Origin of the sequence: Virgibacillus sp. JSM 102003 (genome assembly GCF_041949995.1) — a bacterium.
Classification (GTDB): Bacteria; Bacillota; Bacilli; order Bacillales; family Amphibacillaceae; genus Lentibacillus.
Window position 1 is genome coordinate 57,746 of record NZ_JBHFQH010000017.1, and the last position, 14,347, is coordinate 72,092.

General features: G+C 37.1%; 15 protein-coding genes. 4 read left to right on the forward strand and 11 right to left on the reverse strand.

Annotated elements, in window-relative coordinates; translation table 11 throughout:
• Positions 1 to 90: 90 nt before the first annotated feature.
• The 4 genes from ACE1TG_RS17045 to ACE1TG_RS17060 all read right to left on the reverse strand — a co-directional run bounded on the left by ACE1TG_RS17045 (position 91) and on the right by ACE1TG_RS17060 (position 2,548).
• The gene (locus ACE1TG_RS17045; RefSeq protein WP_375053609.1) at positions 91 to 597 is read right to left on the reverse strand and encodes a hypothetical protein; all 507 of its coding nucleotides are present in this window, start codon (positions 595 to 597) and stop codon (positions 91 to 93) included.
• A gap of 126 nt (positions 598 to 723) precedes the next feature.
• Positions 724 to 1,638: a VOC family protein gene (locus ACE1TG_RS17050; RefSeq protein WP_375053610.1), complete on the reverse strand. Its 915-nt coding sequence runs from the start codon at positions 1,636 to 1,638 to the stop codon at positions 724 to 726.
• A 30-nt stretch (positions 1,639 to 1,668) separates the two neighbouring features.
• Entirely contained in the window at positions 1,669 to 2,151 is a 483-nt protein-coding gene (locus ACE1TG_RS17055) for an SRPBCC family protein (protein WP_375053611.1), read from the reverse strand.
• A 34-nt stretch (positions 2,152 to 2,185) separates the two neighbouring features.
• Positions 2,186 to 2,548 (reverse strand): ArsR/SmtB family transcription factor, encoded by a 363-nt coding sequence (locus tag ACE1TG_RS17060; RefSeq protein ID WP_375053612.1) that lies wholly within the window; start codon positions 2,546 to 2,548, stop codon positions 2,186 to 2,188.
• Between the two features lie 191 nt (positions 2,549 to 2,739).
• Here ACE1TG_RS17060 and ACE1TG_RS17065 point away from each other — a divergent pair, with 191 nt between their 5' ends.
• Complete coding sequence (locus tag ACE1TG_RS17065; RefSeq protein ID WP_375053613.1) at positions 2,740 to 3,609, forward strand: DMT family transporter; 870 nt, start codon at positions 2,740 to 2,742, stop codon at positions 3,607 to 3,609.
• Between the two features lie 513 nt (positions 3,610 to 4,122).
• On the opposite strand, the gene ACE1TG_RS17070 is transcribed toward ACE1TG_RS17065, so the two are convergent.
• Positions 4,123 to 5,397 (reverse strand): MFS transporter, encoded by a 1,275-nt coding sequence (locus ACE1TG_RS17070; protein ID WP_375053614.1) that lies wholly within the window; start codon positions 5,395 to 5,397, stop codon positions 4,123 to 4,125.
• A 370-nt stretch (positions 5,398 to 5,767) separates the two neighbouring features.
• The gene (gene glmS, locus ACE1TG_RS17075) at positions 5,768 to 7,570 is read right to left on the reverse strand and encodes a glutamine--fructose-6-phosphate transaminase (isomerizing) (protein ID WP_375053615.1); all 1,803 of its coding nucleotides are present in this window, start codon (positions 7,568 to 7,570) and stop codon (positions 5,768 to 5,770) included.
• A gap of 497 nt (positions 7,571 to 8,067) precedes the next feature.
• On the opposite strand from glmS, the gene ACE1TG_RS17080 reads away from it, so the two are divergent.
• Positions 8,068 to 8,538, forward strand: a complete 471-nt coding sequence (locus tag ACE1TG_RS17080; RefSeq protein ID WP_375053616.1) for a GNAT family N-acetyltransferase — start codon at positions 8,068 to 8,070, stop codon at positions 8,536 to 8,538.
• A gap of 16 nt (positions 8,539 to 8,554) precedes the next feature.
• Positions 8,555 to 9,106, forward strand: a complete 552-nt coding sequence (locus ACE1TG_RS17085) for a tetratricopeptide repeat protein (protein ID WP_375053617.1) — start codon at positions 8,555 to 8,557, stop codon at positions 9,104 to 9,106.
• Between the two features lie 108 nt (positions 9,107 to 9,214).
• Here ACE1TG_RS17085 and ACE1TG_RS17090 read toward each other — a convergent pair whose 3' ends face one another.
• The 4 genes from ACE1TG_RS17090 to ACE1TG_RS17105 form a co-directional block, all read right to left on the reverse strand.
• Complete coding sequence (locus ACE1TG_RS17090; protein ID WP_375053618.1) at positions 9,215 to 9,706, reverse strand: SRPBCC family protein; 492 nt, start codon at positions 9,704 to 9,706, stop codon at positions 9,215 to 9,217.
• A 142-nt stretch (positions 9,707 to 9,848) separates the two neighbouring features.
• Entirely contained in the window at positions 9,849 to 10,460 is a 612-nt protein-coding gene (locus ACE1TG_RS17095) for an FMN-binding negative transcriptional regulator (protein WP_375053619.1), read from the reverse strand.
• Between the two features lie 21 nt (positions 10,461 to 10,481).
• A complete protein-coding gene (gene paiA / locus ACE1TG_RS17100) occupies positions 10,482 to 11,000 on the reverse strand; it encodes a spermidine/spermine N(1)-acetyltransferase (protein WP_375053620.1) in 519 nt (172 codons plus the stop codon).
• Positions 11,001 to 11,123: 123 nt separating this feature from the next.
• A complete protein-coding gene (locus tag ACE1TG_RS17105; RefSeq protein WP_375053621.1) occupies positions 11,124 to 12,914 on the reverse strand; it encodes a S9 family peptidase in 1,791 nt (596 codons plus the stop codon).
• Positions 12,915 to 13,070: 156 nt separating this feature from the next.
• Between ACE1TG_RS17105 and ACE1TG_RS17110 the strand changes: the two genes are divergently transcribed.
• Positions 13,071 to 13,355 (forward strand): hypothetical protein, encoded by a 285-nt coding sequence (locus ACE1TG_RS17110; RefSeq protein ID WP_375053622.1) that lies wholly within the window; start codon positions 13,071 to 13,073, stop codon positions 13,353 to 13,355.
• A 128-nt stretch (positions 13,356 to 13,483) separates the two neighbouring features.
• Here ACE1TG_RS17110 and ACE1TG_RS17115 read toward each other — a convergent pair whose 3' ends face one another.
• Positions 13,484 to 14,071: a YdeI/OmpD-associated family protein gene (locus tag ACE1TG_RS17115; protein ID WP_375053623.1), complete on the reverse strand. Its 588-nt coding sequence runs from the start codon at positions 14,069 to 14,071 to the stop codon at positions 13,484 to 13,486.
• Between the last annotated feature and the right edge of the window lie 276 nt (positions 14,072 to 14,347).

Below are 14,347 nucleotides of genomic sequence, written 5' to 3' on the forward strand. Positions count from 1 at the left end.
ATTTATTTCACGTAACTTTTGGCTCATGTATTTATAGCTTAAGTTGCACTTATGCAGTAAAAATGTTTTAATAAATCTTCAATGACAAGATTATGTCTTCTGAATGACTTTTCTATATATGAGTCTAAAATCGTGTTCCCAGTGTGAACCGTCATGTGATGTTTCCCATGAACATTGTATTGTATCTCCAGACTCATTGATTTCTCCAACAAAACGCTGATAAAAGTCTAATTGTGAAAAATCTGATGTATCCCTCCACACTTTCCAATAATTGTTTTCAAAACTCATATTATATAGACGAGTTACACCTCGTGAATCAAAATAGTGTTGTAAATAAGTACCAGAATTAGAATCATAGTCATAAACAATCGTACTGCTTGGGAACTCGGATTGATTTATAGAAGTTCGCTGAACCATAAACTTCTCTCTCTCCATCCAATCAAATTTCGTTTGTCCATAAATCGAATTAGTTTGGAAATGCGGATGAATTACTTCTATTTCCCATTTACCTAAAAAAAACTCCAATCGGTTTATCATTTCATCACGAATTGATTTTTTCATAAATAATAGTTTTCCCTTCTCTTTTGAAAATTTCATAAATAAAAAAAATCAAGTTAAAGCTCACAACGAAGTTCTTTAAAACTCCAGCCCGGTAGTTGACAAAGAACGATGTTTATACATTGAATCTAGTTAACATGTCTGTCAACTAGCGGGCTGTATTCATTAACCTCTGTATGCCTTCTGTAATTCCTCAAGATCAAGTTTTTTCATTTTCAAGGTTGCTTGTGTTACGCGCGCAACTTGTTCTGGTGTTCCATTGTTCATCATCGCTTCCTTTTCTCTCGGTACAATCTGCCAGGACATTCCATACTTATCTTTCAGCCAGCCACACTGTTCAGATTCAGGAACTGCGGAAAGCTTGTTCCAGTAGTTATCTATTTCTTCCTGCGTGTCACAATATACCGTCAATGAGATTGCCTCGCTAAAACTGAATGGATGATTTCCCGCGCTGTCCATTGCGGCTAACATTTGATTCTCAATTATGAAATCTGAAAACATAATGCTTCCTTCTTTGTCAGGTTCCATACCTTGAGGGTAACTTGCAATTGATCCTTTCTTTGCGTTATTGAATACTGATAGATAATAATTGATCGCCTCTTCGGCTTTGTTGTATTGATCACCGACAAACATAAGCGAAGGCATGATTGTAGGCCGCTCTTCGTCTTCAGGATTGGTTAAAATAAGTTGCCACGACAAACCATACTTATCCTGAATCCATCCATATTTATCACTAAAGGGGTACTTGTCAAGCGGCATTAACACTGTGCCACCTTCAGACAATTTATTCCAAACCTTGTTTATTTTTTCACTCGCGTCTTTATCTTTCTTTGGGTCAAAATTAACCATGAAAGACACCGTTGGATTAAATTTGAAAATAGGTCCTGCATTGATGGACAAGAACTTTTGCCCCCACAACTCAAACGAAACTAAATGCGAGTCGCCAGATGGTGTGTCATCAAGTGGGGTTACATCCGTGATTCTGGACTCCGGAAAAATGGAAGCATAAAATTCTGCCGCTTCCTTTGCCTCCTTGTCATACCATAAATGCGGAACGATGTTTTGACCTGTTTTTGTCATCGTTATTCCTCCTTAAAATTGTTATTAACTTCAATTACTCTGAAGTTTATCCAAAAATTCTTCAAGCCGATCCAAGAGTTCAATGGCTCCTTCTTCCATACCCGCTTTTATCATTCCATCTCGACCTTCTACTGACTGATATACCGTAGTCTCAGTAAACTTCGTCTTACTACCAGGCATTTCTTCAAATTGGATCGTGACAAGTCCGAGAAAATCAGAATAGCCTTCAACATCAAAGGTATTGATTATCTTTTCAGGTGAAGAGACTTCATGATAAACGCCATTAAATGCATATTCGTTTCCTTCCACATCTCGGTGAATGAATCGCCATATGCCACCTTTTTTCACATCCATCTGATCTACTGTAGTTTTATACCTTTTCGGCCCCCACCACTCAGGGACCGTTACTGGGTCGGTATAAGTCTTAAACACAAGCTCCCGAGGCGCATTAAAGATACGAGATATGACAACATCGTGCGTTCCTTTTTCAGCTATAATCTGAGTTTTTGACATATTATCTACCCCTCTGTTTTAAATTTGAGAAACATCATATTTGCTCGTCATCGCTCTTTTCAATAGCTTGTTTTTTCATTAAAAGATCTTCAAATCTGTCAAACTGTTCCTCTTTATCTCTGATGAAAGATTCTAACCATTTGTCCATCTCTACAAACGATTCTTGACGAATGGAATATATTCGTCTGTTCGCATCAGCCTTCACGTTAACAAGTCCTACTTTAGCCAACACATGAAGATGTTTGGAAGACTGTGGCATTCGGAGTCCGAGCTTCTGAGAGACTTCCCCGACGGTTAGCGCTCCAAGGTCTCGCAGCAATTCAATGATGTTCATTCTATTGGGTTCAGCCAGAGCACTGAAAGTCGCGGCATTCATGCATACATCCCCTCCTTTCATTATCTGTAGATAACATATCACACCCCGTATTTTCTTTCAAGGGAAATTTCCTATTAAGGAAAATTCCCTTGAAGGAAAACAACAAAAGAGAGTCTAACAACATAAAAGACTTTACGTTTAAATGCTCTTCTCAAATGGAATACACCCTAGATAGCAATTTTAATTACAATATCGTTAACAGGAGGTCGACAATGAGATATGGTGGAATAGGCTTGGTTATGTTGGCAGCTATACTTTGGGGAATTACCGGGGGAATCGCTGATATATTAATGAATAAAGGTTGGAACCCTACTGTTATTTCATTTTATCGTGGTGCCATAGGACTTATATGTATCTTTTCATGGTTTCTTTTTCGGGCAAAACAAAATTGGCCTAGCTCCTTATCTGTGTACGTATGGTCTACCCTTGCAGGAGTTGGTGTAGCTGGAAATTTCACCTTTTATTTTATGAGTATTGAAGCGTCTAGCATAGCTATCGCTGCTACATTAATGTACACTGCACCAGTGTTTGTACTATTAATTTCGTTTTTCCTAAGATTAGAGCGCTCCACTTGGCTAAAATGGGGAAGTATCGTTTTTGTACTAGTGGGTATTTTCCTACTTACAGGTGCTTATAAATCTGGATCATCAACTGTCACCCCACTAAGCACTATTACAGGACTCGGTTCTGGTCTTTCGTATGCTTTATTTATTTTCAGCTTTAAAAAAGCCTCCGCTTTTGGTAAGCCGCAGTCTACATTAACCATCGCTTTATTTGCATTTTCCTTGATACTTTTACTATTTATCGACCACCAGGAAGCACTTTCTGTCATAACTTCGGGTGATGTGGGTTTGTTTATCCTGTTAGGTCTCGTCGGATCCGGGGTGTCGTTTGTTTTCTATGTAGTCGGTATCAAATGGACAACACCTTCAACTGCTTCAATGATCGCTATGGTAGAGCCTGTTACAGCTTCCTTGTTTGGCGTAATGGTTCTTAAAGACAGTTTGACTTTTGTTCAACTTATTGGCATGCTCATTATTTTATCCACTATCACTATCTTAAGTGTTAGACAGTCTAACTAAAAAGACTTCAGTCAATAGATAGTTAATGATAAATGGTTTTACTTCACCGCGTGGTTAGTTTATGAATACACCACACATTATCTGAACATGAAAGGCTATATCTTTATTGTCTTGAATATTGTCATGTACCTGGATAAATGGTTTATAAACATTTCCAGTTCCCTACCCAAAGCCATTCTTTAAATAGGCTATCCCACAAAGATCATAATAAGCTGTTTCTAATGCGTAATTTTCCATATTTAGCACCTCCTATATATCCCTGAAATTATATTCTGAGGCTAAATATATTCTTCTTATTGAATCTATTCTCCCCAACCACATTCCTTACATTCTATGAAACAGTAAATTTCAGCTCGTCTTTCATCAAGATTAGAGGAGGTTTCAGTAATTCATGGCTGACTGGCTGACTCTTTATCAGGTGAAAATGTTGAAAGATGAGCAAACAGTGGCTTCTTCAATAACTCTTCCAAATCAATAACCTTCATTCGTTCACCTCCGATTATATGAGGTCAATTATATATATGAATCATATTTTAGATTAGCGTCCTTTTTTATAGATTCACTTGTAAACTTTAATGCATTATGTTGAAAAACTATAATTCCTAATATTACGGTGGTTATGCCCGAAACAAGTATTGTATTAGCTGCCCCGATATTCTCTCCTAATAATCCGCCAACATAAGTACCAAGTGGAAATCCCATACCGGCGATTAATCCAATAACTCCTATAACACGTCCTCTCAAATGACCAGGAATTAACTGTTGTTCGAGGGTTGGTTCTACAATATTGTATGGTGCATAAACGATACCACCCAAAAACATAATGAAATAAACGATGTATTCATTAGTGAAAAAACTAAAAGTAAGTGGAGCCAAACCCCATAAGAAAATCACTACACCTAGCGAATGAGAATAATTCCATCTAATTTTAGTTCGTACCCAAATTAAAGAACCCAACAATGAACCAATAGCAAATATAGTCCAGAAAAGACCTAGTGTACTTGGTCCGGCATTAAGAAACTCACCTACAAAAACCGGAAGAACAGGCTCCAAAAGCGCATACGTGACATTAAATACTGACGTCACACATGCAATCATAATGAGGCTTCTATGGCGAACTAAAAATTTAAAACCGACTTTTGTATCTTCAAAAAACTTATTCATACTTTCTTTAAAGGATAAACCTACCTGTGTTTGATCTAACCCTCGATTAAAAATGCTATCTGGGATTAGAAAATATAAAAAAGAAGCCAAAAAGAAAAATAAAACGTCGATAAACAATGTTAGTGGAGCCCCGAAGAATGCGGTAAAATAACCACCTATTGCTGGGCCCGCCAAAAAACCGATTTGTCCAGTCATTGACATGATGGCATTTGCGTTTTGTAATTCATGTTCCTTTACAAAAGACGGTAAAATTGTGGTACTCCCGATTTCAGTAATAGATGATAATAAACCGTTTATAAATACGATACCGATAATGATAGATAAGCTCAATAAATCCATCCAATATAAAACTGGAATCATCGAAACAAGTAGACCCCTTACAAGGTTTTCTATAATCATTAAAGTTCGTCTGTTTAGTTGGTCTAAAACCCCTCCCACCAGAATACTTGAGATTAATGGGGCTATTGTTGCAGCTGATATAACAATACCAATTGCTGTTGCTAATCCTGTAAGTTGATATACAAACCATCCTAGTGCTACCCATGAAACCTTTTTACCTAAATTGAGAATCATTCGAGCAACAACGAAGTGAGTAAAAGAACGGTTTGTTAACAAATGAACCATCACCGTTCCCCCTTATGTATACTTTGATAAAATTTTAACATAAGATATTTTCTTATAGTATTATACATTTTTAAAAGCAATATCTTCAAAAGAGTCATTCTAACATCATTACGCAAGCTAATTTAACCTATCTCATTCAACAAGGAATTCTTCAACAATATGGCCCGATTGCGGAATATTAATTTTTCCATAAAAATACCCTTTGGACACATCAGATCCAAAGGGTTAAAACGGTTCATCTTTTTATAAACGGTATGACTTTATTTTTAATCTACAGCAATAGGTAACAAACTCGTTAACAATTTGTTCAACTATTTTATGTCACATCTTTTTTGTGACTAGACAAAATCTTTACTTACATTCTATAACTCTACTCAACCGTGACACTTTTCGCTAGATTCCTAGGTTTATCGACATCGCAGTCACGATGCAGTGCTGCATAGTATGCTAGAAGCTGCAACGGTACGACGCTTACTAGTGGCGTTAAGAGCTCATGCACGTGTGGTACAACAAATGCATCCGTATCCTGTTCTAAGCCTTTCATGCTCATGACCATTGCGTTTGCGCCACGCGCTTCTACTTCCTGTACGTTACTGCGGATTCCGTAATTAACTTCTGATTGAGTTGCTAAAGCAATTACAGGAGTTCCATCTTCTATTAACGCAATTGTTCCGTGCTTCAATTCTCCACCGGCAAAACCTTCTGCCTGGATATAAGAGATTTCTTTTAACTTAAGTGCACCCTCTATACATACATAATAGTCGGTGCTGCGTCCGATGAAGAATGCATTACGTGATGTTGCCAGATAGTTCTTTGCTAAGTCTTCAATAGCTTCTTTTTGATCTGTTAGCACCTCCATCGCATTTGCAACAATGGCTAGCTCCTGCATTGGGTCAAAGTCTAACTGCAGTTCTTTTGCCTGTGCTGTATCTACTGCCAATATGGCTAAAACTGCCATTTGTGCTGTGTAGGCTTTGGTTGATGCGACTGCGATTTCCGGTCCTGCATAAAGATTTAATGTGTAATTCGCTTCACGAGAAAGGGTGGATCCTGGCACGTTGGTAATCGTTAGTGCTGGATGTCCCAATTCCTTTATTTTTACTAAAACTGATCGGCTATCGGCTGTTTCACCACTTTGTGATATAAACACAAATAATGGTTTTTCTGATAGCAGCGGCATATTATAAGAAAATTCACTAGCTACATGGACTTCGACTGGTACTTTTGCTAATTTCTCAATGAACTGTTTGCCAACTAACCCAGCGTGATAGCTTGTGCCTGCTGCAATGATATAAATGCGGTCACACGCTTTCATTGCATCACGGATATCCTGATCAAGCTTAAGGTTGTTGTTGTCATCCTGGTATTCCTGGATGATTCTGCGCATAACAAACGGCTGTTCATCAATTTCTTTCAGCATGAAGTGAGGATATGTTCCTTTTTCGGTATCACTCACATCAATTTGTGCTGTAAATGGTTTGCGGTCAACGACTGTACCATTCAGCTTTTGCACCTCAACAAAACTACGATTTACAAGAACAACTTCCTGGTCATAAATCTCAAGATATTGATCTGTTTCCTTCAATGTTGCCATTGCATCGCTTGCAATTACATTGAAGCCGTCACCCAGGCCAATTAGTAATGGGCTTTTATTTTTTGCCACATAAATGGTATCCTGATCTTCTTTATCGATTAATCCGATCGCATAGGATCCTTTTAATAGACTAATTGTTTGGCGAAATGCTTCTGCAGTGTCTTCGTATTCGTTGAAGTTTTTCTCAACTAGCTGAACAATAACTTCTGTATCTGTCTCGCTGACAAACGAAACATCACCCAAATAATCTCTTTTTAAATCCTGAAAGTTTTCGATGACACCGTTATGAACAACGGTGAACCTGCCTGTTGTGCTTTGATGTGGATGTGCATTCGTCGCACTTGGAACACCATGTGTTGCCCAACGTGTATGACCGATTCCCATTGTTGATTCAACAGATTCATCTACACGGCCTCGTAATGCTGCAATTCGGCCTTTCACTTTAAAAAGATTCATTCCATTATCGTTTAACACTGCAATTCCCGCAGAATCATAACCACGGTATTCCAACTTTTCCAGTCCATTTAGCAATACGTCTTTTGTATCATTCTGTCCAATATATCCTACAATTCCACACATATCGTTGCATCCTCCTTGATTAAAAGAGGCAGACAAACGACCTGTACGTTTAATTATACTGGGGCGTTCGGCTGCCCCTTTCCCGTGTACATATAATTAATGCATCCTGCTTTATTCTATTGTCCAACAAGTCACCTTGCTGTTTTAGAATTAAAGCATATCGATTGGGATGTGCAATCGGGAGGTATCCGCCGATTCATTCGATTAACCTCCACCTCGTCAACTATCTTCATTCCCGTCCAGAAAATAGTTCAGGCGCTTTACGTACGTTGTAACATCGATCCACCTTTCTATATTTGAATAAATACATCCACCCTCGCGTTTAACTTAAAATTTCGGATAGTAAACCTTTTTAAAGGGCTCATTACATTTTAACCGAGGCAAGCTTATACGGTCAATTACTTTTTTTCGGAAAGGGTGTTGTTTTATTTATATGTCGATTTTACATATATGTACATTGTATGATGTCATCATGTATACTAGGAGAAAAATATGAGGTGAATCTAATTAAAATATTTAGATCATATGATTATCAGAAACTTGCACGGCTAAATGAAGTTGTTCACAACCTGCACGTTAAATTATACCCTCGTTATTTTACACCGTATAACTTATTAGAAATGGAATTCGAGTTTGAAAAGTTAATGAAACATGAACAATACACCTTTTTAATTTTGTCAGATGAAAATGAAAATAAAGGGTTTATCTTTTTTGAAATACTAAATAAGCCTAGTACACCATTTAAAAAGGCATATAAAAGCCTGTATGTGCATCAGCTTAGTATAAACGAGTCAGAGCAACGAAAAGGCTATGGACAAGCATTAATGGAGAAGACCCAGCAAATTGCACACAGCGAACAAGTTGATTGTATAGAGCTCGATTACTGGATTAAAAATGAATCTGCCAGACAGTTTTATCAGAAAAATCATTTTATGCTAGAAAGAGAGTTTGTACGAAAAAATATTTGAAAGCCAAGGTGATTCTATGAATATTGCAGATATCCCATTTAACATGAAATTTAAATATGGTCCCAATTTACGGGAAGTTGCTCAGGATCAGTTGAGTATGCTTGAAGGAATGCTATATATTAAGGAACAGCTTAATAATAATACATATGATGATTATGAAAAAAGTAAGCGGTACGGGCTGCTTGGTTACTTTTTAAGAATAATAGGTGAATTGGAAGAAAGTAAAAAACACCTTAATAAAGCAATTACAATTTCCGAAAATATGAACAATGAGCAAAGTGTATTTGTTAATAAAATACGTTTGGCAAATACCTATCAATGGGAGAACAAATTCGATATTTCCAACAAAATGTTTGCTGAATTAATTGAAATGGCAGAAACGGATCCGAATTATAGTGCATATTTGGATTTTGTCTACCAGCATTATGGCAAAAACCTGTTTGACCAAAAAGAATTTCAGCGTGCAACAGATTACTTTAATAAAGCTTTGGAAATTCGCCTGGAAAATGGTAATAAAGATCTTATTTCAGAAACCGAACACGCTATTCGAACATGCAGTTATAAGTAGCCCTATCTTTCTACTTCTACAATCGAAACCCAACCGGAAAAAGTGGCATGTGAAATATTTTTTAAATCATGCCACTTTTTTGAGCTGGCGAACGATAGTAGTTATAGATCAAGCTCTATCCTGTTTAGCATATATATCAAGGTTCTCCAAAGTTGATTTCAGGCCTGCTTCGTGATCCTCCTGCCGTATTCCTTCAGGTACGTTTTCACAAATGATAGTGACTTTGGTGCCCTCCGAGATAGTGTCCAAAGCCCAGGTCATAATCATTGCACCCGCAAAAGAGGGATCCTCTGATTCGAATTTGATCTCTTGCACGATTTGCTTGTCCTCTACCAGTTTTAAAAATGTCCCCCGAACGACGTCCGTGTCCTCCGATGTTTTGCCGCGCATGGTACGGGCTGGGCTTACGTACGTAAGTGACATTTGATAGGCCCCTCCTTCCCAGGGTTCGAAAAAATCGATACTACCTTCCATCCCTTCCGGCGGCAGCCATGAAACGAGCGCATCCGGGTCAGTGAATGCTTGGTAGATGGTTTGCGGTGATGCCTTAATAACTTTTGAAGCAGAATCAGTCCGCTTCTTGCCTGACGAATTTGTCATGAAACAATCCTCCTTATTGGCGTTATTATATTAGCTATAAACATAAGCAAATATTAGGGAAAAAGCAGTGTTTCTTAAGGATTACTAAATATTTATTAATATCGTACCCACTTCCGAAAAAACTTTTAGATAGATTAATCCATTACTTTCTATTTTTCATCACTTCTGCTAATGCCTTAGTATTTAATTCTTTTTCCTCATAGAGTTTATCAATGATATTGTTATAGTCCTCTTCATTTCGGTTTTGGCTTAATTTGTAAGCAGCTTGAACTTCTTGTATTTTAATTTTAAAGCCAACAATACCTTTAATTTGCTTTTTAGTTTGTGAGGAAAGACTCTCCCATAAAGCTGGATTCTTACGATGTTGCTCATATTTTTGTAATAGTAGTTTAAGATCTTCTTGCAATTCCTGTTCACTCATTATACTAGCTGTTCCATATACATGTACAGATTGATAATTCCATGTTGGCACATCTTCAGATTTATACCAAGAGGATGAAATGTAAGCATGGGGGCCTTGGAACATTACAAGGACGTTTTCATTATCGTTCTCGAATGACTTCCACTGAGGATTAGCATAAGCGAAATGTCCGGTAATATAGTAATCATTTTCTTGTTTATGTAACTCTAAAGGCAAATGAGAGGCAATAGGTTTTCCTTGTTTTGTCGTTACAATTGTACCAAAAGAGTTATTCTGAATATATTCTTTAATTTCATCAAAGTCTGTGACTTTATAATGTTTGGGGATATACATAAGAATCCTCCTTTCAAAGGATTATTTAAGTGTTTTGGTCATGATAAAATCTATTTGTTCTTCATCACCCATGTAAAAAGCGTGGGATCCAATATGAACAAATCCCAATTTCTTATAGAAAGCTATAGCATTTTCATTCTTCTCCCATACACCTAGCCAGATTTTCTTTTTATTATGTTTCATTGCAATTTCCATGGATTTATCAAGCAGATGCTTACCAAGACCATGTTTTTGAAACTGTTCTCTAATATAGATCCTTTCAATTTCCAGCGCTTCCTCTCCCATATCTTCCGTTTGGGCTTCATTAACATTTACTTTTAAATAACCCGCGAGTACTCCATTGTAATGAATTAAAAAGAAGTTTGAATATGGGCTTGATATTTCTTCTTCTAACCTCTCTAAGTTAAAGGCATTTTCCAAATAAGCTATCATGTTCTCCTCTGTATTCATATCTGAAAAAGTCTCATTAAAAGTGGTATAACTTATTTCTTGAAGTGTTTTTAAATCCTGAAGTGTACATTCATTAATAACGATGGACATCTGAATCATATTCTCCTCTCAAATAGTCTCGATTGTGTCCCTTTTTGGCGAATTATAGAGAACCCCTTTAGAAAATAATATCCAAAGGGGTAATAGGTATCACAGCTTATTTAGACCGTAAACTTACACCTGATGCTTTTCCAAAAAATCCAGCATACGGTTATAAACATTAATTTCATTTTCCTTTTTAGAGAAACCGTGTCCTTCATCTTCAAGCACGAGATACTCGACGTCACGGCCCGCTTCTTCAAGCTTGGCTACTATATTGTCGGATTCTTCTTTCACGACACGCGGATCTTTTGCTCCTTGGATAACGAGCATTGGCTTCGTCATACCATCCAAATATGTCACTGGTGAGTCTTTGATAAAGCGTTCTTTGTCACGTTCCGGATCACCTAACCATCGGTCCATAATTGGCTTCCAGTGCGGTGGTACAGAATTGATGAACGAGAATAAATCGGATGGTCCAAAAATATCAACGCAGGCTTTAAAGTATTCTGGATGGCGTCCGTGAAGTAATAATGTCATATAACCACCATAACTGCCACCAACCAGGAATAACTTTTCACGGTCCGTTATATTTTTCTCAAATAGCCATTCAATACCCGCTACACAGTCCAAACGTGGCCCTTCTCCCCAGTCCTGTTCGACTAATTTTACGAAAGATGACCCATAACCTGTGCTGCCACGGAAGTTTGGCGCAAAAATTGTGTATCCACGGTTAAGAAAACACTGGAACATCGAGCGGAATGACTTTCGTTCAGATGCTTGTGGTCCGCCGTGCGGCCAAAATATCGTATAGCCATTATCATTTTCAGGCTTTGCCTTAAACAGTAAGGCTTCAATTTCCATCCCATCAAATGACTTATAGGAAACAACATCAGGCTCAACCATATCATCGTTATCCAGTCCCAACACACGATTGTTGGTCAATTGCTTCCAATCTTTGCCGTCTTTAGATTTAAAAATATTATGTGGTACTGTCGCGCTCCGTCCTAATACATAAATGTTCCCTGATTTTGCTAGATGAATTTGTTCAATCACATCGACTGGTGCCGACAATTTTATAAGACTTTTAGCACCCAGATCATAACGGTATAATTCATCTGTAACCCCATTTTCAGTAGCAAGGTATAACGCATTATTCTCTTTATTGAATTTTAGTGATTCGACACTCTCATTCTCAATTGAAATCAGTGATGAGAACTCTTTTGTTTCAAGATCAAATTCAGCAACATAACTATATTCACTATCATAGTTGGTTACAAAATAAATCGTTTTTTCATCAACAAACACAGGATCAAATGTTACATGAACTTTTTCAGGATCAGGAGTTAAGCTGTGCTGTTCTTCACCGGTTTTAACAAATCCTGTAACAAACGTATTTGCAAAAGCCCTTAAATAGACAAAAGCGTCCTCACTTTTTGAAACAGCTGCTAATTCGGTAGGAGAAACTTCGCCAATATTGACTAATGTATCTGTGTTATTTTCCAAATTACGGACACGTGCATTCAGAAATGACGGGTTTTCCTCTGAAGTCATGTAATAGACACGCTTACCATCTTCACTCAGGTGAGCAAAAAAATACTTCTCCGCTGCATCTCCTGAAATCAATGGCTGCGGTAAGCCACCCTCACTTGGTATTGCATAAATATGGTGGTTCTCATCGCCGTCTTTATCAAATCCAGCTAATACGTGGCGATTTTCTGGATCAAATTTAATAAAGCTGCAGGATTCATCATACTGGGCAAACTGATATGGAAATGTGTCAGGCAGATCCATTGCCCACAAGTTCATTTTGCCATTCAGGTTTGAACTGAATACAAGACGTTCTTCATCATTACTCACTGTAAAATTCGTGATAACATACGTACGAAAAAATTGCTCCACAGTTGGTTTTGGAAATTGTATCATCATATTCCCCCTAAAATTATTTTTTCTATAGATGTTTGAAAAGTTTCATTTGTAAGATTAATTATAACGTAAATTACGTATTGAAGGTAGTGCGTTTGTGGTTCCTTCCTTTTTTCGTTATTCTATCAGTATCTTCTACACTAAAGGGGTGTTCCATTGAATAAAATTAAAAAAACAATTTTCTATGTAGTGAATATTATCATTGGGATAATTACGTTTTACGCATACATATATTTTTGGGTACTCTTTAGCTGGGGAAAACCATTTCAATTAAATTCACTCGAAGCACTACTAAGTCTGGCCCTAGGCGCTGTTTTGTTTCTTGGTATTAACTACTTTTTATTAAAGAACGAAACAGCCTCCAGGAATTATTGGTGGATTGGATCTGGTATAGCTTTCCTGACAATACTTATTATCGTAAGCATTATTGAATTCTCATAAAAGAACCGCCCTTTAATTGAGCGGTTCCTTGGAGTTTATTTCATTCTTTCCAACCAATAATTATTTCTAATATCAGTTGTTTAACTAAAACAAAGCATAAGAAGCATACAAACTAATATTTGAATAGACTAGTCATTTAGTCCCTTTCCGTCGAGAATTTGCTGCATATATTTTTCAACTCTTGACTCACGAGTTTTAGATTGTTTGGCTTTAGAAAAATAGATTATGTATGCTCGTTGCCGTCCTGGCGTCAAAGCTTCAAAAGCAGTTTTTAAGGCAGGGATTTCATTAAATTTAGTTTCAAGTTCTTCAGGAATTTTGAATTCTGTTTTCTTTTTCACTTCCAAACCCGCTTTTTCAACTTCAACCGCTTCATAAATATAGGCTTTCAAGATAGATTCCATCTCAACTATTTCTTGAACATTGGTGAAACGAATCTGGCGCTGCGCCTGTGAATTCTCCCCTGGTCTTATCAGAATACTTTTGGGGTCATTCAACAAGGCACCTTTAAAAAACATAATCGCACAGTATTCTTTAAAGCCTTGTATTATAACTATGTTACTTTGCTTAAACGTATAGCAAGGCAAATTCCACTTAAATTCTTCGGTCAGCTCACAGTCAAGAACAATACCCCTTAACTTCTCATATTCTTCCTTCCACTTCTCGGCTTTACTTAAAAATTTATCAACCTTAGGATTCGTTTTATTATTTGTCATGAAGGAACACCTCTCTTCAATTTATTGATAAGGAATGATCACTCTCAATTCCTCCAATTCTTTCTGTCACAGATTCTTTAGAGTTTTCTTTTTTAAAAGATTTTTTATTATAGCAATAAGAGCTCGATAAGTTTTTCTGCCTAAAAAACGGTTCTAAGTCAAATGTTGGGGTGAGCGACTGCTCACTCCTTATTTATGCCACCCTTAGATTCACATTTTTATATTGATGATGTAATAACACCTTTAAACGAAAGCGATCAAATCGCCTAAATCCAA